The organism is Paenibacillus sp. 01T424 (genome assembly GCF_056398745.1).
Genome location: NZ_JBFTPZ010000025.1, coordinates 49298 through 71761, shown reverse-complemented (window position 1 = coordinate 71761; position 22464 = coordinate 49298). Strand labels below are relative to the sequence as shown.

Below are 22464 nucleotides of genomic sequence, written 5' to 3'. Positions count from 1 at the left end.
TATTGGAGTGATATACAAGGATGAATAACAAATTGAGAATTGGAACGCTTGTCGGCGGAGGGAATGCGGATCAGATCATTCCACAAATCGTAAAGCACGGATTTGAATCGTTCAACTTAACTTTCTGGCAAACGACTGGTGAAACAGATCTTGTGGAGATGGCTAAACGGGTAAGAGCGCTCGCAGATGAACATGACTTTGTGGTTCCAGCTGTAAGCGTTTTCGGAAACCCGCTAACGGGAGAAGGAAACAACGCAGATACGCTTGCGAGCTGGGAGCGTCTGATTGATCATGCGCATCTGTTTGGAGCTGATATTGTATCTGGGTTCACAGGCCGCTTGACGAATCAACCGATTGACGAGTCCATTCCGAAATTCAAGGAAGTTTTCGGGGAGCTCACACGCAGAGCAGCGGATAAAGGTGTACGGATTGCTTTTGAAAACTGCGATATGGGCGGAACCTGGGCGACAGGCGATTGGAATATTGCCCATAACCCGGCAGCCTGGGAACTTATGTTTAATGCGGTGCCGCTGGACAACATCGGATTGGAATGGGAGCCTTGCCACCAAATGGTCAGCTTAATCGATCCGATTCCGCAGCTGCGCAAATGGGCGAATAAGGTGTTCCATGTGCATGGCAAAGATGCAACAATTGCATGGGATATCGTGAAGGAGCACGGGGTACACAGCAAACAGCAGTTTGTATGGCACCGTACACCTGGTTTTGGCGATACCAACTGGAAAGATATTATTACGATTTTGAGACAGAACGATTATAAAGGCACGATTGATATTGAGGGCTGGCATGATCCTGTTTATAAGGACGAGCTGGAAATGACGGGACAAGTACATGCGCTTAATTATTTGAAAAACTGCCGCGGCGGCGATTTTGTACCTAATCCGGTATAGAAAATAATAGAGTTCAAAAAAGGAGAGAATACAATGTCGATTAAGCATCGTGTAGTTATTGCCGGCTGCGGAGGCATGGCGAACACTTGGGTAGACTACGCCAAAGAACGGGAAGACACTGAAATTGTCGGGCTTGTTGATATTAAGGAAGAGTTTGCGCAAGCGATGGCTGAACGCAAGGGGCTTAATTGTCCAACTTTTACAGACATCAAAAAAGCGATCGCGGAGACAGATGCTACCATCGTATTCGATGTGACCATTCCTGCAAGCCATTATACAATCAGCACGACGGCTCTAGAGATGGGCTGTCATGTCTTCGGAGAAAAGCCGCTTGCAGAATCGATGGCAGATTGCAATGCAATCGTACGTATTGCTAGCGAATCGGACAGGACGCATGCCGTTATGCAAAATCGCAGATTTGATCCGCGCATTCGTGCTTTTCGGCAATTGCTCGAGGATGGCACAATTGGCAAACCGGGTTTTGTAGGCGCGGACTTTTTTCTAGGCGCGCATTTTGGCGGGTTCCGCGACGCGATGGACAGCCCATTGCTGCTGGATATGGCGATTCATACCTTCGATCAGGCGCGATTTATTATTGGTGCCGATCCCGTTTCTGTCTATTGTCATGAGTTTAATCCTCCGGGCTCTTGGTATGCAGGAAATGCCAATGCGATCTGTATCTTTGAGATGTCCGACGGCTCCGTATTTAATTATCGCGGGTCTTGGTGCGCTGAGGGTGCGTCCACAACATGGGAGTCTTCTTGGAGAGTAACTGGCGAGCATGGTACAGCGATTTGGGAAGGAGATAACAACCCATATGCCGAGATCGTGGTTAGCGGCGATCAGAGTGGAAAATTCATACGCGACTATAAACGAGTAGAATCCCAGCCTCCAGAGATGGAAAATACGCATCATAAAGGCTGTTTGGACAATATGTTCGCTTCGCTTGAGGCAGGCAGCAAGCCGGAAACGGATTGCAGCGACAATATTTATAGTATGGCCATGGTTCTGGCCTCACTTGAGAGCGCTAAAATCGGTCAAAAGGTACAAATTGCTGGTTTTATGGAAGCAGCCGCAGGCAAGTAAATCATAGGTGAACAAGAGAGTGACTCCGAGCTGGCATAGCTGCGGAGTCGCTCTTTTATTTTGCATAAATGTCCGAATTCATTAAAAAAAGACCTATATTTCTAAATACGAACGATGGTCGTTTTTTCTACAATTGGAGGTGAAAACGGAAAGAGGTGAAGGACCATGGGCACCGATTATGTGCTGCATATGAAAGGAATTAGCAAATCGTTTCCTGGCGTCAAGGCGCTTTCAAATGTTGATTTTGGTCTCAGGAAAGGCGAGATCCATGCGCTTATGGGAGAGAACGGCGCAGGAAAATCGACGTTGATTAAAGTAGCGACCGGCGTGCACAAATGGGATGCTGGAGAGGTGTTGCTAGCAGGCAGGACGATAGCTCCAAAATCTCCGCTGGAAGCACAGCGGCTTGGCATAAGTACGGTATATCAAGAGGTCAATTTATGCCCAAATCTTAGCGTGGCTGAGAACATTTATATTGGTCGTCATCCCAGAAAACGCGGATTAATAGACTGGGACAAAATGTACAACGACAGCGAACGGCTGCTGGAGCGTCTAGACCTTGCGATTGATGTTAAGCAAACATTATCGCATTATTCGGTCGCTATTCAGCAAATGGTAGCCATTGCGAGAGCTGTTGATATTTCGAACGGTATTCTTATATTGGATGAGCCTACGTCAAGCCTTGATGCGAATGAGGTTAAACAGCTGTTCAAAGTTATGCGCATTCTAAAGCAAGAGGGCATGGGGATCGTATTTGTTACTCATTTCCTAGACCAGGTATATGAAGTAACCGACCGGATTACGGTGCTGCGCAATGGGATGCTCGTCGGCGAATACTTAACGAAGGATCTGACCAAAACAGAGCTTGTGTCCCATATGATCGGCAGGGAATGGAGTGTAGAAGAAGCAACAGGGAAAAAGGCAGTAGAGCGAACGGCTGGCGAAAACTTTTTGGAGGCCAGCTCGCTTGGCAAACGAGGCAGCATTAATCCAATCGATCTTCAGATCGGGAAAGGGGAGGTGCTTGGTCTTGCAGGACTTCTTGGCTCTGGCCGAACAGAAATCGCTAAGCTCATCTTTGGCATCGACAAAGCGGATGAAGGCAGCTTGACCATTGACGGCGAGCTTATTTCTTCGATGTATCCGCAGAAAGCTATTCAGAAAGGGCTTGGATTCACGCCAGAGGATCGCAAAGTAGCAGGCATCATAGGAGAGCTTACCATTCGTGAAAATATCGTCTTGGCGCTGCAAGCCCGTAAAGGCCTCTTCTCATTCATACCGCTGCGCAAGCAGAAGGAAATCGCCAATCATTACATTGATTTGCTAAAGATCAAAACGCCAAGCGCGGAGCAGAAGATTGAAAATCTAAGCGGCGGAAATCAGCAAAAGGTTATTTTGGCGAGGTGGCTTGCTACGCAGCCGAAGCTGCTTATTCTGGATGAGCCGACACGCGGAATCGATGTTGGTTCCAAGATGGAAATCCGCAAGCTCATTCTTGATTTGGCGGCAACAGGCATATCGATCCTCATCATATCGGCGGAGCTTGAGGAAATCGTTCAATGCTGCAACCGGATTATCGTTTTACGCGATCGGATCAAGATCGGCGAGGTCGCCGGCGCAAACATGCGCGAGAACATTATTATGGAAATGATTGCGAAGGGAGCGGAAATGTATGGCGGGTCTGACGGGATTGGCGCGTAGTTTAAGCAAGCAGAAAATCATTTGGCCGATTCTGGCACTCGCTGTATTGTTTCTTTTCAATTTGATCGTCATCCCTGATTTTTTTCGAATGGAATGGAAGGACGGTCATTTATTCGGCAATTTGATTGATATTTTGAAAAATGGATCGCCGCTCATCATTATTGCTATTGGCATGACTCTAGTCATTGCTAAAGAGGGAATTGATATATCCGTAGGATCAGTTCTCGCTATTTCGGGGGCTATCGCGGTATTTATGCTCGATGGTTATCCGCTTTGGCTTGTCATTCTAGCGGGCGTATTTGCAGGATTATTATGCGGCTTATGGAATGGGATGCTGGTTGCAATGATTGGCATTCAGCCGATGGTGGCTACCTTAATTTTGCTGACGATTGGCCGAGGAATCGCTCAACTAATTACGAGCGGGCAAGTGCTTACGACTAACGATAAGGCGTATCAGTTTATTGGAAAAGGGCATTTGCTAGGACTGCCATTTCCGCTGTTCATTGCGATGGCTGTATTTTTACTCGTATATCTATTCAAAACGCGTACCGCATTCGGACTTTTTCTAGAGGCTGCCGGCGGCAATAAGACAGCGAGCAGCTATGCGGGGATACGTCCTAAAGTAATTTTCATGACCGCTTATACGATTACGGGCATTTGCGCAGGTATTGCCGGCATTATTATTAGCGCAAACGTAGCAAGTGCCGATGCGAACAATGCCGGACTGTGGATAGAGCTGGATGCTATTTTAGCTGTCGTAATTGGCGGAACCTCGATGCGTGGCGGACGCTTCTACCTTGGCGGAACGATATTTGGAGCCTTGTTCATCCAAAGTTTGACGACGACGATTTATTCATTGGGTGTCGAGCCTTCCAGCATTTTGCTCGTTAAAGCGGTTGTTGTTATTATCGTCTGCTTGATTCAATCCGACTTATTCCGGCAGTCATTCAAATTGGTGAAAAAGAAGGTGGCGGCATAATGAAGCTGATTTCTCTGAAAATTAGCCATAACAATATTATTGTATTGGCTACGCTGCTTCTTTTGTTTATTTTGTATGGATCAGGTGCTGCGCTTTACAAGGGCTTTTTCTCCATGCAAGTATTTTTGAATCTATTTATAGACAACGCCTATCTCATTATTGTGGCTACAGGCATGGCATTCGTCATTATTAAAGGCGGCATCGATTTATCCGTAGCTTCGGTCGTTGCGCTGATCAGCATGGTGTCGGCGTCACTCTTCCAGCATGGGGCAAACGCGCTTGTTGTAACGATCGTTGCTCTCGTCATTGGTACGCTGTTTGGGGCAGGGCAAGGGTATTTAATTCAGCGCTTTCAGCTGCATCCTTGGATTGTCACGCTGGCGGGAATGTTCCTCGCTAGAGGGATTAGCTTCCTCATCAGCACGGAGAGTATCGTTATTAGCAATTCGGTTTATGTGAAGCTCTCCCAATACAAAATTTATTTGTGGGGCGATCATTTTATAACGATTAGTGTCGTCATTGCGATTGCCGTTGTTATCGCTGCTCTCCTGATTGGGCGGTATTCCTCCTTTGGCAGGGCGGTGTATGCGATTGGCGGCAGTGAAAAGTCCGCTGTTTTGATGGGGCTGCCTGTTGCTCGAACGACGATTCTTGTATACACCTTAAGCGGTTTGTTTTCTGCAATTGGGGGCATCGTGTTTACACTCTATATGCTGTCAGGCTATTCGCTGCATTTGATGGGTATGGAAATGGATGCCATTGCGTCGTGCGTTATTGGCGGTATTTTGCTCACTGGCGGATTTGGTTATTTGATCGGGCCAACGCTCGGCGTGCTTTGTACAGGCATTATACAAACGATCATTATGTTTCAAGGGACGCTCAGCTCTTGGTGGACCAAGATTACTATTGGATTTTTATTGTTTCTTTTCATGGCTTTTCAACGGATTATTGTGATGAGAAAAGAAAAAAACGCTTTGCCAGCTTCCAAAAATAAACCGAAATTTGAAAATAAAGTCGTTAATTTGTAAATACAGAACATTTGCAACATTTGTATATTGAGAGTGTAGCCAATACAAGTTCGATAGGGAGGAAATAAGAATGAACAGAAAGAAACCGTTTATCGTCACGATGCTAGCTGCGATTATGCTGGTAGGATTGATCGCCGGTTGTGGCAACAACAGCAATAATGGGGGCAACAAACCAGCAAGCGGAAATGCAACAAACAAGCCAACAGAGAATGCGGCAACGGAAGCACCACCGGAAGCGAACAAGAAGCTGGTTGTAGGATTCGCGCAAATCGGTGCGGAAAGCGGCTGGCGTGATGCTGAGACCGATTCGGTTAAAGCGACATTTAGCGAAGATCCGAACTTCGAGCTTAAATTCTCTGACGCACAGCAAAAGCAAGAAAACCAAATTAAAGCAATCCGTACGTTTATCGCCCAAAAAGTAGATGCCATTGGACTTGCGCCAGTCGTAGAGTCAGGCTGGGAAACGGTATTGAAGGAAGCTAAAGATGCGAATATTCCAGTGTTTTTGCTAGACCGCGGCATTACAAAAGGCAATGAGGACTTGTATGTATCGTTTATCGGCTCTGACTTTATTCTCGAGGGTCAAAACGCAGCGAAATGGATGATCGATGAGTTTGGCGCTGGCGCTCAGGTCAACATCGTTCAATTGGAAGGCACAGTAGGCGCAAGCGCAGCGAATGACCGTAAAAAAGGATTCGAGGATGCGATTGCTGGCGAAGCCGGCTACAAAATCGTTTATTCCCAAACAGGCGATTTCACTCGCGCCAAAGGCAAAGAGGTCATGGAAGCTTATTTGAAAAAGGATAAAAACATCCAAGTTGTCTACGCACATAATGACGATATGGCGCTAGGCGCGATTCAAGCGATTGAAGAAGCGGGCTTGAAGCCAGGTACAGATATTAAAATTATAGGCGTTGACGGCATTAAAGCAGCTTTTGAAGCGATTGCAGAAGGTAAAATGAATGTAACTGTAGAATGTAATCCATTGCTGGGACCACAGCTGAAGCAAGCGATTCTCGATTACAAAGCTGGCACTACGCTCGAAAAATGGATTAAATCGGATGAGGACGTTTATTTCGGCCAAAAAGCAATCGATGCGCTGCCAAATCGCAAATATTAATCGTTATGGCAATTGAAGATAGGTAAATTACGAGACTGCAGAAGAGAAAAATCTCTTATGCAGTTTCGTTTTTCGCATTTCAAAGGAAATGATCATTATTTGATGAGGACGGATTGAATGTTTATGCTAAGCGGTTTATTTGCGAATCGTAGTATCCGTTTCAAGCTTTTATTTTATTTCGTCATCATTATTTTATTTTCAATCGCTGCGCTCAGCATTCTGGGCAGCACCTTATACAAAAATGCTATTGAAGAGGAAACGAACGCACATACGGTGCAAATGATGGATCAGGTTAAAAACCACATTGAAGTATACATAAAAGAAATGGATAACATTATTTATTATTTGTCGCAGGACGCGTCGGTCATCGAATTTATGAGAAGGTCGAATAACGAATCAGGGCAGCTGAAGCTGCTGGATTCTAAGGTGAGGAAACTTCAGAGGGTCTATATAGAGAAGCATGTAGAAATTGCGGGAGCAATGATTGTGAGCCGCAACAACCAATTCGCAAGCAGCGGCTTAGAGCCGATTACGAGAGATTTTATGACGGAAGAGCAGTGGTATAAGAAGGCAGCTCTTCAGCCGGAGCATATTCATTTGTTCAGCCATCCGATTGGGAGAAATATTAGAGCAGAGCAAAATTTAAGCGCCGATCAGGTGCTGTCGTTCGTGCGGGCCGTAAAGGACCCATTGACCGGCCAAGTGCTTGGCGTTATTTTGATCGATATGAAATTAGACATTATTCAGGCGATCGTAGAATCGGTATCGCTAGGGAAAAGCGGCTTTATTTTTATTATGGATGAGAATGGCGGTGTCGTGTATTCGCCAGTCAATCCGATTGTGTACCGCATTTCGGGCGATTGGATGGAGGGGCGCTCTGGCAAAGTCATTCGCCAAGTCAATGAGCTTGAATACCAGATGATCTATAATACCTTTCCAGAGTTTGATTGGCGAATCGTCGGCGTGTTTCCGCTTAAGGAGTCGCTTCAGGTCGTTGCGGACATTCAATTTTATACCGTTATCATTGCGCTGGTCACGCTGCTGCTTGCCTTTATGGCATCCTGGTATTTCACAAATGCGATCGTTCGTCCTGTTGGGAAGCTGCGCAGTTTAATGAAGAAGGTAGAAGAAGGCGAGCTTCATCTGCGCTTTCCTAGTAAAACGAAAGATGAGATCGGACAGCTGGGCAATAGCTTTAACCATATGGTGCAGGAAATTGACAATTTGATTCATCTCGTATATTTGGAGCAAAGGGAGAAACGCGAGGCTGAGCTGAAAATATTGCAAGCACAAATTAAACCCCATTTCCTCTATAACACGCTGGATACGATTCAGTGGATGGCACAGGACCGGGATGCCGATGATATCGTCGATATCGTTGTTGCCTTAACTCATCTCTTCCGAATCAGCCTTAGCAAAGGTCGAGAGGTTATTCCGCTTAGCGACGAGATACAGCATGTGGAGAGTTATTTGATTATTCAAATGGCCAGATATGAGGATAAGTTATCCTTCGAGATCGACATTCCGCAGGAGCTGCAGACGCTAAGCGTGCTCAAAATCATTTTGCAGCCGCTCGTCGAGAACGCGATTTATCATGGCATCAAAGAAAAGCTGGCTAAAGGCACGATTCGTATACATGGCTTTACAGAAGACAATAAGCTGGTTCTCGTCGTTGAAGATGACGGCGTTGGGTTTGAAGCGGAGCGGCTGATTCAGATGAATGAATCGTTTCATGCTATCCGGCAAAGCGGTGAGGATCGAGGTTATGGATTGTACAATGTGAATGAACGAATCAAGCTGTCATATGGCTCTGGTTATGGTCTTACCATTGAGAGCGAGCGGGGACAAGGCTCCAAAATCGTGGTAAAACTACCGTTAATGGTTGGATAACTTGAAATGGCTGGGGGTATGGAGATGTGGAAGCTGCTTATTGCGGATGATGAGCCGAAGATTCGCAGAGGATTAGCCAAGGTGCTTCCTTGGGAGGAGCTTGGCATAGAACTGGTAGGCGAAGCCGAGAACGGCTTGCAAGCGCTTGAGCTTGCGGAGGAGCGTAAGCCTGATATTTTGTTTGTTGATATTTGCATGCCATTTGTAGACGGGCTGGAGTTCATTGAGCGGCTGCGGCAAACGCTGGAACGCAGCATTGTCATAGTTATTTCAGGACATGATGAGTTTCGTTATGCACAGCAGGCCGTAAAGCTGCATGTATTTGAATATATGCTCAAGCCTGTAATGAAAAGCAAGCTGGAGACTGTTGTGCGCAAAGCAATAAGCGAACTTGAGCAGAAACGAGACAATGAGCAAAAGCTGGAATGGATGGATCAGCAGCTCAAAACCAATTCCGTCGCGATTCGGGATACGTTTTTGTTGAAATGGCTGGAAGGCATTATTGCGCCTGAGGAAATTCATAATCAGACCGCCTTCCTAAGACTGGGCTGGGTAGATGCTGTCGGCATGATCGCCTTTAAGGTGATTCAAAACGTGGAATCCGGCAAGGCGATGCGCGTGTGGGACCGCGACCTACTGGAGTTTGCTTTGAAAAACATTACAGAGGACCTGCTTGCTGGCAATGGAGCAGGCAATCATGTTGTGCTTAACGATAAGAAAGGCCAAATCATCGTCATGGGCTGTATAGACAGCTATAACGAATGGCTCAAGTTAGGTCAGAAAATTCAAGATAAAATGGAAGCGCTTCTTGAAAAAACGATTATTTTTGAGCAGCAGGCAGTCGAGAGTATCGAAGAGTTTCCAAAGCTGTACCGTACATTGTCAAGAGAGCTTGGCAACAAAGGGAGCTTGTCTCCGATCGTTATTTTGACGAAAAAATTTATTGATCGTAATTTCTACATGCCTTCGCTGACGCTTGGCGATGTCGCTGAAGGTGTGCAGGTGAGTCCTACTTATTTAAGCAAGCAGCTGAAGCGGGAGCTTGGGCTTTCTTTTATCGATTATTTGACGGAGGTTCGAATTCGGAAAGCGATTCAATTGATGAGCGATCCCTTGTTCAAAGTGTATGAAATTGCGGAGAAGGTAGGGTACAGCAGCCAGCATTATTTCAGCAGCGCCTTTAAGAAGGTGACTGGAACCTCGCCGATGGTCTATAAGAAAGGGATACGTTCATGATTGGAAGAAAGGCAGCAGGTTTTCTTATCCTTTGCTTGATTTTTGTGGCTTTGGTAGTATGGACGCGGGCGTGCGTAATGAACGAGAAGGTAACGAAAAATGACAGCGGATACAATTATTTGATCGGGGTGTCCCAGCCCAATTTGAGCGAGCCTTGGCGCGTGGCCATGAATGAGGAAATTCAGCAGGAGGTCAGCAGGCACTCGGATATGCGGGTTATCTTCACCGATGCCGCGCAAAGCAGCGAGCAGCAGGCGAAGGATGTGAAGAAGCTGGTTGGATATGGCGTCGATCTGCTCATCATATCGCTTGATGATCCAGTAGCTCTCACGCAAACGGTCAGCTCCGTTTACGAGAATATTCCTGTTATCGTGCTCGGAAGAGGCGTGACAGGATATGATTATACGCTTTATGTCGGTACGGACGATGAAATGATCGGCAGAAAAGCTGGCGAATTTGCAATGGAAACGCTGGGTGAGTCGGGCGGTAAAATTATTGAAATGCAAGGGCTGGCCGGTTCACCGACCGTTGAAGAACGCAGCAATGGATTTCGAGAAGCGATTCATAATTCCAAGCTTAGCATCGTGCAGACGATGAATGCGGATTGGCAGCGCGATCGAGCGGAGGATCTGCTAACGGATTGGTTAAAAGATCAACCCGAGGTTGACTTAATCTTTGCCCATAATGAAGCCATGGCGCTTGGCGCATATCGTGCAGTACAGAAGCTTGATAGGAATGATATTAATATTATCGGCATCGATGGCGTCAATTCTGAAAACGGCAGCCTGCAGCTCGTCTCGGAGAACAAGCTGACAGGCACTTTTACAAGCCCCCCTGGCGGCAAGGAAGCGATTCGTTATGCGGTCGATATATTGAATAAAGAAAAGGGAATTCCCAAAAAGGTTATTTTGCGCAGTCAGAAAATAACGAATCAACTGGAGGGGAAGGGCGAGCCGCGCGTTACGCATTCACCAGCGCCTACGCTCCAAGAGGCACAATCTCCGATAGTATTAGGGTTTGCACAGGTGGGTACGGAAAGCGGCTGGCGAATCGCGAATACAAAGTCGGTCATTAATGCGGCAAAGGAAGCAGGTGTGGAGCTGCTTTATGAGAATGCGGAGCAGTCGCAAGATAAACAAATTGAACTGATTCGGCAGTTTATAAACAAAAAGGTGGATGTGATCGCCTTCTCACCGAAGACGGAGACCGGCTGGGAAGAAGTATTGAAGGAGGCGAAGGAGGCCGGAATTCCAGTCATACTGTCTGATCGTGAAGTGAACGTAAGCGATGATACGCTGTGGACAGCTTACATCGGATCAGATTTTCGCGAGGAAGGCAGAAGGGCGGCAAGATGGTTGATTCAAGAGGCAGAGGAAGGACAAACCTATCAATTCGTCGAGCTGCAAGGAACAGCGCACTCTGCGCCAGCTGTTGGGCGGATGCAAGGGTTCAAGGAGGTTATCCAAACCGATAAAAACTTCACCTTGCTTGAATCATTGCAGGGCGACTTTACGAAGAAGAAGGGCAAAGAGCTGATGGCGGCGGCGCTGAAACGGCATGGCTCTGCGATAAACGTCGTTTATTCCCATAATGATGATATGGCTTTAGGCGCTATTGAGGCCATTGAGGATTTTGGCTTGCGGCCGGGTAAGGACATTACGATCATCTCTGTTGATGCAACAAAGTCAGCTCTTAAAGCATTAAGTATCGGAAAGCTTAACTTTGCAGTTGAATGCAATGCGCTGCTTGGTCCTCAGCTCATGAAGGCGGTTAAGGATTTGTCGGAGGGCAAGGAGCTTCCGATGAAGATTATTACTGCTGAAGGCGTTTTTACGCAGGAATCTGCCAAAATGGCGCTAGCAAGCCGTGAATATTAATAGAAGGAGAGTGCTGTTAAAGTTGACAAGGTATGCCATCAAGAGCAGAATAAAAATATTACACTACGAAATGAGGCATAGCCCATGTCAAACCTTATTGATAGAGTGAAAAAGCTAGCAGCAGGCTTTGATGAAGAAACGTTGCGAGCGATTGAAATAAACCCTTTGCTTGTCGAAGCGGGTGCCCTTCAAGCGGTAGCTCCATATATAAAGGAAAAGCAGTATAGTCAGGTTGTTATTGCTGCGGATGCGATTACATACAGCATTGCTGGGAAACAACTTGAGGAAGCCATTGCAGCGCAAGGAATTTCTGTTCATGTGACGATTATAAAAGCGGACCGTCAAGGCGATGTCATTGCGGATGAAGCATCGATCGTGCAGCTCTTATTGGACATTCAACTGCGCAAAGCACAAGTAGTCATTGCAGCAGGCTCAGGAACGATACATGATATCTCTCGTTATGCCGCTTATACAGCTGGCATTCCCTTTGTATCCGTTCCGACTGCGCCATCTGTTGACGGCTTCAATTCCAAAGGAGCGCCGATTATTATTCGCGGCGAGAAGAAGACGATCGCAGCCATTGGCCCCGATGCGATATTTGCTGATTTGGAAATCCTCGCAGCGGCGCCAGCAGTCATGGTAGCTGCTGGTTTTGGCGATATGCTAGGAAAATATACATCGTTATTTGATTGGAGCTTTGGCGCAGCTGAAGGCGGTGAGCCCTATTCAGAAGAGGTTGCTGAAATTACGCGTATTGCACTTAATAAATGTGTAGAGAATGCTTCGTTAATTGCTACCCGTGACCAGCAAGGCATTCGCATACTTATTGAAGCACTTATTGAGTCAGGCCTTGCCATGCTCTTATTCGGTCAATCGCATTCGGCGTCCGGATCAGAGCATCATTTGTCGCATTTCTGGGAAATGGAATATATTCGCCTTGGCAAAAGGCAGCTGCTGCATGGTGCAAAGGTTGGCGTAGCCTGCGCGGAAATTTCCAAGCTTTATCACCAGCTTGCTGCTGAAGAAGAAGGTCTAGCTTTTACAGCTAATCCTGAGAAGGTACGGGAGGCTATTGCCGCACTTCCGGATGAAGCCCAAATTAGAGCGTGGCTAAAGCAGGTTGGCGGTCCGACAACGACGGAGGAGCTTGGGGTCGATACGGAGCTGCTCACAGCAAGTTTGCAGAAAGCCCATCTCGTTAGACCAAACAGATATACGTTACTAAGCGTTTATAATTTCATTTAAGCAAAAACGGCTCCATCCTTTGAAACAAGGATGGAGCCGTTATTAATTTGAAGTGATTTAATTTAAAAGTTGAAATTATCTGGATCTGGGCCAAAACGGTGATCTTGGTTAAGCGCACTGATTTGAGCCATTTCCTCAGACGTTAGCGTGAAATCGAAAATATCTCCATTTTCTTTAATGCGAGCCGGAGTAATCGATTTTGGTATCGTAACGACCTCGTTTTGCAGATCCCAACGAAGCACCACTTGAGCAGGCGATTTGCCGTATTTGGCAGCAATATCAGCGAGCACGCTTTGATCCAGGTTTCCTTGCATAAGCGGGCTCCAAGCCATTAGCTGAATGCTGCGGCTCTTGGCAAAAGTGTGAAGCTCCGTTTGTGTAAGAAGCGGGTGGTATTCCACTTGATTGACCATAGGAACAAATTCACCTGCTGTAATGACATCCTGTAGGTGATGGATTTGGAAGTTGCTCACGCCAATTGCACGTACATAACCGTCACGGTACAGCTTTTCAAGCGCGCGCCAAGTTTCCAAGTATTTATCCTTTACAGGCCAGTGGATGAGCAATAGATCAACAACTTCAATGCCAAGTTTCCGTCTGCTGTCTTCAAAGGCAGTCAGCGTGGAATCGTAGCCCTGATGAGCATTCCAAATTTTTGTCGTTACAAAAATTTCGTCGCGCGCGATCCCGCTGTTGCGAATACCAGCGCCAACACCCTCTTCATTATTGTAAGCTGCTGCTGTGTCGATGCTTCTATAACCAGCTTCAATCGCAGAGGCGACCGTTCTTTCCGCTTCGCCATCATCTTTCACTTTCCATACGCCAAGACCAAGCCAAGGCATTTTTACTCCGTTACTTAATGTGGTATGTGCTGTTAGGGCATGAGTCATTTATCGTAACCTCCAGTTAAAGTGATAATTCCAAAATAGCTTTAACATCTTGTTTTTCCAAACGCTTGAATGAACCAATCGTGCCATAACGTACAGCTTCCTCAGCCATGCGATCCAGTTTGTCGCTTCCGATCTCGAAGTCGGCAAGACGTGACTCAGCACCAATTTTCGTGAAGAAATCACGAGTGGCTTGAATGCCTTCAAGAGCGATTTCGTTGTCTGATTTGCCTTCTGGATTCACATTCCATACACGAGTTGCATATTGAACGAAACGATCCACCCGCTCTTCATAAACGTACTTCATCCAGTTCGGGAAAATAACAGCCAAGCCCGCGCCGTGCGGAATATCGTAAATGGCGCTGACTTCATGCTCAATGCCGTGCGAAGCCCAGTCATTGCTCATGCCAACGCTGATAAGACCGCCATTCAAAGCCATCGTACCACACCACATAAGGTTCGCGCGAGCAGCCGCATCCTCAGGGTTTTCAAGAGCTAGCTCAACATTCTCAATTACCGTTTGCAAAATGGATTCGCAGAAGCGCTCCTGCAGCGGAGTATTTGGCGTTAAGCTGAAATATTGCTCGAACACATGTGACATGATGTCCACAGCGCCGTTAACGGTATGGTTGCGAGGAACCGTGTACGTAAGCGTAGGATCGAGAATCGAGAATGCAGGATACGTATGCGAGCTGCCAAAAGCACGCTTTAAGTTTTCTTCCCAGTTCGTAACGACCGAAGAGCCGTTCATTTCCGAACCTGTTGCAGCCAGTGTCAAAATCGTACCAAGTGGAAGCGCTTTTTGAATAACAGCTTTGCCTGTGAAGAAATCCCATACATCGCCTTCATAAGGAACACCTGCAGCGATAGCTTTGGCTGCATCAATAACGCTGCCTCCGCCAACAGCTAGAATGAAATCAACGCCTTCCGCGCGGCAAATGTCGATCCCTTTTTTGACGGTAGTTAAACGCGGGTTTGGTTCAATATTAGGAAGCTCGTGCACTTTGATGCCAGCTTCTTGAAGAAGGCTTACGGTTTGATCGTACAAGCCTGTTTTTTTGACGCTGCCTGATCCGTAAACGAGCAGGACCGTTTTGCCGTATTTGGAGGTTAATTGGCCTACTTGCTTGGCTGTACCTTCACCAAACACAATATGAGTTGGATTAACGAATTGAAATGAGTTCATCTTAATTCCTCCTAAAACTATTTAGATAACTAAAAAGGTAACTAAATATCTTTTGAGTTATGTATACGCCGTTTATTTTAGTGAATTCTACTCCATAAGTCAAGGTGGAGCAGGGAAGTGTTGAAAGGATAACTTTTTAGTTATATAATGATTTGAAATTAGCTAGAGACAGGGGAAGCAGCAATGGAAATTGAAGTGAGCAGCCGCAATATGAAGTTTCTTGAATGCTTCTCATCACACACACGGGTCAAAATGATTGAATTGCTAGGCGTGCAGCCTATGAATATAAAAAGCTTATCCGAGGCGCTAGATATAAAGTCTCCTATCGTTACAAGACATATTCATATGCTGGAGGAAGCCGGCATTGTTCGCAGCGAAAGCGTGGCGGGCAAGCGCGGCATGCAAAAGATATGCCATCTCCAGCTGTCGCAGGCGATGTTGGTTTTTAAGAGTGAACCCGTCACGGACGAAACGAAGCGTTACTCGGTTTCACTTCCCGTGGGACATTATTCATCGTACCAAATTAAACCAACCTGTGGACTGGCATCCGATACTCAAATGATCGGGATGTGCGATGATCCACGTTATTTTGCCGATCCAGAGCATGTCCATGCCAAAGTCTTATGGTTCGGTTCAGGATTTGTGGAATACCGTATACCTAATTATATGGTGAATAACGAAATGCCAGAGTCGCTCGAAATTGCGATGGAGATCTGTTCGGACACGCCTTGCAGCGTCAACCACCTGCCATCGGATATTGCTTTTACGATTAACGGTGTCGGTGTTGGAACGTGGACGTATCCAGGCGATTTTGGAAGCTCACGAGGGTTGTATACTCCCGAGTGGTGGCATAAAAATATTCAGTATGGATTTATGAAAACGATTCGCGTCAATCAGCAAGGATCTTACATTGACGGGATAAAAGTATCTGATGTTACGATTGGCGAGCTAATGCTCGCTTATGACAAAGAAATTTTATTCCGCATCTCATCCAGCACAACGACGAGAAATTGCGGCGGCGTTACGCTGTTTGGCAAAGGATTCGGGAATTATAACCAAGATATTGAAGTGACGCTGCGCTGCCAGTAAGGCATGCTGCGCAGTGTATATAATGAAGAGATGCCCCTTTAGGTTTTTTACAACCTTGAGGGGCATCTTTTTTTGTTTGTCCACTAAGTACATGCTTGCTGCCCGTAACTGTGGGAATAGCTTGTTTAGTCAAAAAAATAAAAAGAAAACGACAAATATACATTTTTGTTTGTGTTTGAAATAATCGTATTCAAACAGAAACAAATGTGATATGATCGATTCAAACAAATACAAAACATCATTCGGAGGTATATCCATGGTACAAAGTTTGTGGGAAAACGAAAAAGCATCGCAGTTGGAAGGCGGATTGGCTGAGCTCGTATATCGCTCCAACATCATTGGTGCAGATCGCAGAGTTTGCAATTACGGCGGCGGCAATACGTCTAGCAAAACAATCGTAAAAGATTTCCGCGGTCGCGACGTTGAAGTGATGTATGTAAAGGGCAGCGGTTCGGATCTTGCTTCTATGAAAGCAGGCAATTTTACTGGACTGCGGATGGATGATATCCGTCCATTATTTGAACGTGCTGAAATGCCGGACGAAGAGATGGTTGCTTACCTTGTCAACTGCATGATCGATTCGAAGCACCCGCGTGCGTCAATTGAAACGCTATTGCATGCTTTTCTTCCATTCAAACATGTGGATCATACACATCCCGATTCTATTATTAGCTTGTGCTGTGCGGATAACGGCAAAGCGCTTGCGAAGGAAATTTTCGGCGACCGTTTCGTCTGGGTTCCTTATGTACGTCCAGGCTTCAATCTCTCCAAAATGATTGCCGAAGGTGTTCTTGCCAATCCAAATGCCGAGCTAGTGCTGATGGAAAAGCACGGCCTTGTTACTTGGGGCGAGACAAGCGAGGAATGTTACGCACAAACGATCAAAATCATTTCCGAGGCAGAGGCATTCATTGAATCTCGTTTTGACGAGGCTTCGTTGTTTGGCGGCGTGAAATACGAGGTGCTCGAAGCCGATGTTCGCAAAAGCGTAGCTGCACAGGTTATGCCTACAATTCGCGGCGCAGTGAGCGATGCGAAGAAGATGATTTTGACATTTGACGATGAAGCGGATGTGCTTGCATTCGTAAGCGGGAATAATTCTCCAACATTATCGCAGGTCGGCGCTGCATGCCCGGATCATTTGGTGCATACGAAGGTTGTTCCATTGTTTATTGACTGGAAGCCAAATGCAGAGGATATCGATGGTTTGAAGGCGAAACTATCAGAAGGAATCGCTGCATACAAAGAGCAATATAAAGCTTATTTTGAACGCAACAAAAATGAAGGCGACGTCATGTTTGAAGCAGCGCCTCGCGTAATTCTAATTCCGGGTATCGGTATGATCAACACCGGCAAGAGCTGGGCGATGGCACAAGTGAGCGGAGCGCTATACCACCGTGCGATTGCCGTGATGCGCGGCGCAACAGCATTAGGTGATTTCGTATCGCTTAGCGAGAACGAGTCGTACAACGTGGAATACTGGCCATTAGAGCTATACAAATTGTCTCTTGCTCCAGCTGAAACGGAATTTTCACGCAAGGTTGCTTTCATTACAGGCGGCGCTGGCGGTATCGGAAGTGAAACAGCACGCCGTTTAGTATCAGAGGGTGCGCATGTTGTGCTTGCAGATCTTAATCTTGAAGGCGCGCAAAAGGTTGCCTCAGAGATTAACGAGAAATTTGGCGAATGCCGAGCAACAGCAGTGAAAATGGATGTAACGAGCGAAGAGCAGGTCAAAACTGCTTATGCAGAGACAGCACTTGCTTACGGCGGCGTGGACATTATCGTAAACAACGCTGGTCTTGCGACTTCAAGCCCATTCGATGAGACATCGCTTAAGGAATGGAATTTGAATATGAATGTGCTTGGAACAGGTTATTTCCTGGTCGCTCGCGAAGCGTTTAAATTAATGAAGCAGCAATGCATTGGCGGCAACATGGTGTTCATCGGATCGAAAAACTCTGTGTACGCGGGTAAAAATGCATCAGCTTATAGCTCAGCCAAGGCGCTTGAAGCTCATTTGGCACGCTGCATCGCAGCTGAGGGCGGCGAATTCGGCATTCGTGTAAATACGATTTTGCCGGATGCGATTTTGCAGGGGTCGGCGATTTGGAACGGCAGCTGGCGCAATGAACGTGCAGCGGCTTATGGCATTGAGCCAGATCAGCTGGAAGAATACTACCGCAAGCGCACGACGCTGCTCGTCAACATTTATCCGCGCGACATCGCAGAGGGCATTGCATTTTTTGCCTCCTCCAAAGCAGATAAAACGACAGGCTGTATGTTAACTATTGACGGCGGCGTACCCGCTGCATTCACCCGTTAGGAGGTTAGGCGATATGATCCAAGGGAGAGGCGAGAAATCTTGGTATATACCGGATGGTTATATACCGCCAGACAGCACGGGAACGCTTACCAGCCATGAATCGATATGCGTGTTGAATTGCTCCACCGAAGAAGCCATTATTCATATTACGATTTATTTTGAGGATCGCGAGCCGATGGAAGATATTCAAGTTGTTGTTCCTGGCAGACGAACAAACCATATACGCACCAGCACATTAATGAAGGAAGGGGCGTCGATTCCAATCGGCGTTCCTTACGCCATTGAGGTGCTGAGCAATATTCCAATCATTGTACAATACAGCAGATTAGATTCGACGCAGGCAGAGAATACGTTGATGTCTACGATGGCTTTTCCAATCAAATAGGTTGAAAATATAAATGAGAGGGTGTTCCATAATGACTGATCGCGCTTATACGTTTTTTGAGGAGCAGCAGAAAGAAAGAGGCATTAACATTGAAGAGGTAAAAGCAAAATTGAAAGCGCTCAAAATCGAAACCCCTTCATGGGGCTATGGTGATTCCGGTACTCGTTTTAAGGTATTTCAGAAGGAAGGCGTGCCTCGCAATCCGTTTGAGAAATTTGAGGATGCTGCACAGGTGCATCGTTTGACAGGAATCGCTCCGTCTATCGCTATCCATATTCCTTGGGATAAGGTAGAGGATTACGGCAAGCTTAGAAGCCATGCGGAAGATCTTGGACTCTCGATTGGAGCGGTAAATCCGAATCTATTCCAAGATGAAGACTATATGCTTGGAAGCGTAACGAATTCCGATGCTGCAGTGCGCCGGAAAGCGACTGATCACTTGCTTGAATGCGTGGATATTGCCAAGGAAACGGGCTCGCGTGAATTTAGCTTATGGTTCGCCGACGGTACAAACTATCCAGGTCAAGGACATATCCGCAAGCGTAAAGCTTGGATGCAGGAAGCTTTGGCCGAAATGTATAGTGCAATGACGCCGGACATGCGTATGCTCATTGAATACAAATGTTTCGAGCCGGCGTTCTATCATACGGATCTTGCCGACTGGGGCATGGCTTACAACTTGGCGCAAAAGCTAGGGCCGCAAGCGGAAGTGCTTGTTGATACTGGCCACCATCTGCCAGGCGCAAACATCGAGCATATCGTTGCTTATTTGCTGGACGAGAAACGTTTGGGAGGTTTCCACTTCAACAGCCGCAAATATGCGGATGATGATCTCATTGTAGGTTCTGTGAATCCTTATGAGCTGTTCTTGATTTTCTATCAAATCTTGAGTGCTGCAGGCGATGCGGATGCAGGTGTTCGCGGCAATGCAGAGAGCATTACTTATATGATTGACCAGTCGCATAATATCGAGCAAAAAATCCCTGCCATGCTCCGCTCCGTCCTGAATGTGCAAACCCAGCTGGCAAAGGCGCTGCTCATTAACCATGATGAAGTAAATGATGCTGCTGAACGCAATGATGTTCTTGGCGCTGAGGATGCTGTGCGCCGCGCATTCGAATTCGATGTTACACCGCTTTTGCACACGATTCGCGAAGAGCAGGGCTTGCCGCATGATCCAATGAAAGTATACCTAAGCAGCAGCTATGGCAAAGACATATTGGCGAGAGGCAAGGGCGGTGCCAGCTGGTGACCATCCTTGCTTACGATCTCGGAGCAAGCAGCGGAAGAGCGCTGCTTGGCAGGCTGAATAATGGCAAGATCGAGGTAGAGGAGCTGCACCGGTTCTCCAATGATCCGGTGCAGGTCGGCGATCGACTGCACTGGGATATTTTGCGACTGCTTCATGAGTTAAAGCAAGCGCTGCTGCTAGTTAAGCATCGCGACATTAGGCTGGACAGCCTTGCGATTGATTCTTGGGCCGTTGATTTTGGCTTGATAGGAAGCAATGGGGAGCTGCTTGGCAATCCTTATCATTATCGCGATCATCATACGGATGGCGTAATGGAGCAGGTAGTAGAGGAATTGACGGCAACGGGGATATTTGCGAAGACGGGTATTCAGTTTCTGCCGTTTAATACGATTTACCAGCTGGCTGCTTTGAAGAAGGCAGATTCACCGCTGCTGCGGGATGCCAAACATTTTCTAATGATTCCGGATTTGCTCCGATATTTTTTGACGGGTGAGAAATATAATGAGTTTTCCAACGCAACGACAACGCAGCTGTATAACCCTGTTGCTGGCAGCTGGGACGAGGAACTGATTCGCTCGATTGGCATTTCGCCGGAACTGTTTGGTGAGGTTGTACAGCCAGGGGCGAAGGTTGGCAGCTTGCGAGCTTCCCTTTGCGAGGAGCTTGGCATAGAGTCCGTTCCTGTTTATGCAGCAGCGGAGCATGATACGGGCTCAGCGGTTGCCGCAGTGCCTGCTCTTGAAAAGTCATTTGCTTACTTAAGCTGCGGCACTTGGTCGCTTATGGGTACAGAAGTCGACGAGCCAGTCATTAATGAATTGTCGCAGCAGCTAAACTTTACGAACGAAGGCGGCGTTTATGGCACGTATCGTTTGCTGAAGAACATTATGGGACTGTGGATTTTGCAGGAATGCAGACGTTCATGGGAGCGGGCAGGAATTTCTTATACGTTCCCCGAATTAGTAAAGCTTGCCGAAGAAGCTAAGCCATTTGCTGCGTTTATTGATCCGGATGATCCGTTGTTTTTGCACCCGGGTGATATGCCTGCTAGAATAACGGAGTATTGTTTGCGCACAAGGCAGACGGCACCTGCTGATACAGGGGCGATTGTTCGGTGTATTTTGGAGGGCTTAGCCTTGAAGTACCGAAATGTGCTAGAGTTAACAGAGCAATTGTCTGGTCAAGCGTTCAGCGGTTTGCATATGGTTGGCGGCGGCATTCAAAATACGCTGCTCTGCCAATGGACTGCAAATGCGATTGGCAAGCCGGTGTGGGCAGGACCCGTGGAAGGCAGCGCAATAGGCAACATGATTTTGCAGTGGATTGCCAATGGTCAGCTTGCTGACATTTGGGAAGCGCGCAAAGTGATACGCGAGTCATTCCCAGTTGATGTGTATGAGCCAGAGCAGCATGAGGCTTGGGAGAGCGCATATCGTGCTTTTAAAGAAACAACAGGAATCGCTTAAGCAGCGAATACAAATATAAGTAAGAAAGAGGTACGTTATGCTGGTCCATGAACGATACGATAAAATTGTACAGCTGGTAAATGAGAGAGGCAGCATCCGGGTTACGGAGCTGAGCGAGCTATGTCAGGTGACCGAGGAAACGATTCGGCGTGACCTTGACCGCTTGGAGCAAGCCGGACGTTTGCGCCGCTCCCATGGCGGTGCGGTTAGCGTAAAGGATCAGCAGCCGGAAATTCCGTATTTCGAGCGGGAGATTACGCATGCGGAGGAGAAAAAACGAATTGCTGTGGAAGCGATTAAGTTGATTCAGCCGAATGAGCGTATTTTGCTTGATGCGAGCTCGACGGCTTGGTATATGGCGGCAAGCATGCCGGATATTCCTCTAACGGTGCTAACCAACTCCATCAAAGTTGCGATGGAGCTGAGCAGCAAAGAGAAGATTGAAGTCATCTCGACGGGCGGCATTTTGGCTTCGCGTTCATTGTCCTATGTTGGTCCGTTAGCCGAGCGTTCTCTTGATGCATATCATGTGGATAAAGCATTTCTCTCCTGCAAAGGTGTCCATTTGGAGCGCGGCGTAAGCGAGTCGAACGAGCTGCAAGCACGCATCAAGCACAAAATGGTAGGTATGGCGGATCAAGTCATTCTGGTCGCCGACTCCAGCAAGTTCGGTGTTCAAGCGTTTACCCATGTGGCAGATTTAGATGATGTAGATGCAATTATTACGGATGAGCGGCTGCCAGCAGCGATCTTATCGCAGCTTAAGGAAAAACAAATTTCCGTTACAAAGGTGTAGAGCATAG

At 46.9% G+C, this 22464-nt stretch carries 18 protein-coding genes; 16 read left to right on the top strand and 2 right to left on the bottom strand.

Annotated features, from left to right (window positions below; all coding sequences use genetic code 11):
- The first annotated feature begins 20 nt into the window (after positions 1 to 20).
- From AC1DPK_RS19030 to AC1DPK_RS18985, 10 genes are all read left to right on the top strand, one after another.
- Positions 21 to 908: a sugar phosphate isomerase/epimerase family protein gene (locus tag AC1DPK_RS19030; protein WP_339203663.1), complete on the top strand. Its 888-nt coding sequence runs from the start codon at positions 21 to 23 to the stop codon at positions 906 to 908.
- Between the two features lie 33 nt (positions 909 to 941).
- Positions 942 to 1994 (top strand): Gfo/Idh/MocA family protein, encoded by a 1053-nt coding sequence (locus AC1DPK_RS19025; RefSeq protein WP_477511324.1) that lies wholly within the window; start codon positions 942 to 944, stop codon positions 1992 to 1994.
- A gap of 165 nt (positions 1995 to 2159) precedes the next feature.
- Positions 2160 to 3695, top strand: coding sequence for a sugar ABC transporter ATP-binding protein (locus AC1DPK_RS19020; RefSeq protein WP_477511323.1), 1536 nt, complete (start codon positions 2160 to 2162; stop codon positions 3693 to 3695).
- Entirely contained in the window at positions 3667 to 4674 is a 1008-nt protein-coding gene (locus tag AC1DPK_RS19015; RefSeq protein WP_441881494.1) for an ABC transporter permease, read from the top strand. Before AC1DPK_RS19020 ends, AC1DPK_RS19015 begins: the two co-directional genes overlap by 29 nt.
- Positions 4674 to 5702, top strand: coding sequence for a galactofuranose ABC transporter, permease protein YjfF (gene yjfF, locus AC1DPK_RS19010; protein ID WP_076266740.1), 1029 nt, complete (start codon positions 4674 to 4676; stop codon positions 5700 to 5702). Before AC1DPK_RS19015 ends, yjfF begins: the two co-directional genes overlap by 1 nt.
- A 70-nt stretch (positions 5703 to 5772) precedes the next feature.
- Complete coding sequence (locus tag AC1DPK_RS19005) at positions 5773 to 6822, top strand: ABC transporter substrate-binding protein (RefSeq protein ID WP_441881490.1); 1050 nt, start codon at positions 5773 to 5775, stop codon at positions 6820 to 6822.
- A gap of 117 nt (positions 6823 to 6939) precedes the next feature.
- Positions 6940 to 8712, top strand: coding sequence for a cache domain-containing sensor histidine kinase (locus tag AC1DPK_RS19000; RefSeq protein WP_477511322.1), 1773 nt, complete (start codon positions 6940 to 6942; stop codon positions 8710 to 8712).
- Positions 8713 to 8736: 24 nt separating this feature from the next.
- A complete protein-coding gene (locus tag AC1DPK_RS18995; protein ID WP_477511321.1) occupies positions 8737 to 9948 on the top strand; it encodes a response regulator in 1212 nt (403 codons plus the stop codon).
- Positions 9945 to 11825, top strand: coding sequence for a substrate-binding domain-containing protein (locus AC1DPK_RS18990; RefSeq protein WP_477511320.1), 1881 nt, complete (start codon positions 9945 to 9947; stop codon positions 11823 to 11825). The genes AC1DPK_RS18995 and AC1DPK_RS18990 overlap by 4 nt, the downstream gene beginning before the upstream one ends.
- A gap of 84 nt (positions 11826 to 11909) precedes the next feature.
- Positions 11910 to 13070: a sn-glycerol-1-phosphate dehydrogenase gene (locus AC1DPK_RS18985; RefSeq protein WP_477511319.1), complete on the top strand. Its 1161-nt coding sequence runs from the start codon at positions 11910 to 11912 to the stop codon at positions 13068 to 13070.
- 62 nt (positions 13071 to 13132) lie between these two features.
- Here AC1DPK_RS18985 and AC1DPK_RS18980 read toward each other — a convergent pair whose 3' ends face one another.
- Together AC1DPK_RS18980 and AC1DPK_RS18975 are read right to left on the bottom strand one after the other, a co-directional pair.
- Positions 13133 to 13960, bottom strand: coding sequence for an aldo/keto reductase (locus AC1DPK_RS18980; protein ID WP_339203654.1), 828 nt, complete (start codon positions 13958 to 13960; stop codon positions 13133 to 13135).
- Positions 13961 to 13976: 16 nt separating this feature from the next.
- Positions 13977 to 15143 (bottom strand): iron-containing alcohol dehydrogenase, encoded by a 1167-nt coding sequence (locus tag AC1DPK_RS18975; RefSeq protein WP_076266747.1) that lies wholly within the window; start codon positions 15141 to 15143, stop codon positions 13977 to 13979.
- Between the two features lie 183 nt (positions 15144 to 15326).
- On the opposite strand from AC1DPK_RS18975, the gene AC1DPK_RS18970 reads away from it, so the two are divergent.
- The 6 genes from AC1DPK_RS18970 (at position 15327) to AC1DPK_RS18945 (ending at position 22457) form a co-directional block, all read left to right on the top strand.
- Positions 15327 to 16232, top strand: coding sequence for an ArsR/SmtB family transcription factor (locus tag AC1DPK_RS18970; RefSeq protein ID WP_076266748.1), 906 nt, complete (start codon positions 15327 to 15329; stop codon positions 16230 to 16232).
- Positions 16233 to 16488: 256 nt separating this feature from the next.
- Complete coding sequence (locus AC1DPK_RS18965) at positions 16489 to 18558, top strand: bifunctional aldolase/short-chain dehydrogenase (protein WP_477511318.1); 2070 nt, start codon at positions 16489 to 16491, stop codon at positions 18556 to 18558.
- Positions 18559 to 18571: 13 nt separating this feature from the next.
- Positions 18572 to 18943: a sensory rhodopsin transducer gene (locus AC1DPK_RS18960; RefSeq protein ID WP_477511317.1), complete on the top strand. Its 372-nt coding sequence runs from the start codon at positions 18572 to 18574 to the stop codon at positions 18941 to 18943.
- 31 nt (positions 18944 to 18974) lie between these two features.
- Positions 18975 to 20195, top strand: a complete 1221-nt coding sequence (rhaI, locus tag AC1DPK_RS18955) for an L-rhamnose isomerase (protein ID WP_477511316.1) — start codon at positions 18975 to 18977, stop codon at positions 20193 to 20195.
- Positions 20192 to 21661 (top strand): rhamnulokinase, encoded by a 1470-nt coding sequence (locus AC1DPK_RS18950; RefSeq protein ID WP_477511315.1) that lies wholly within the window; start codon positions 20192 to 20194, stop codon positions 21659 to 21661. Before rhaI ends, AC1DPK_RS18950 begins: the two co-directional genes overlap by 4 nt.
- Positions 21662 to 21698: 37 nt before the next feature.
- Complete coding sequence (locus AC1DPK_RS18945; RefSeq protein WP_477511314.1) at positions 21699 to 22457, top strand: DeoR/GlpR family DNA-binding transcription regulator; 759 nt, start codon at positions 21699 to 21701, stop codon at positions 22455 to 22457.
- Positions 22458 to 22464 lie beyond the last annotated feature (7 nt).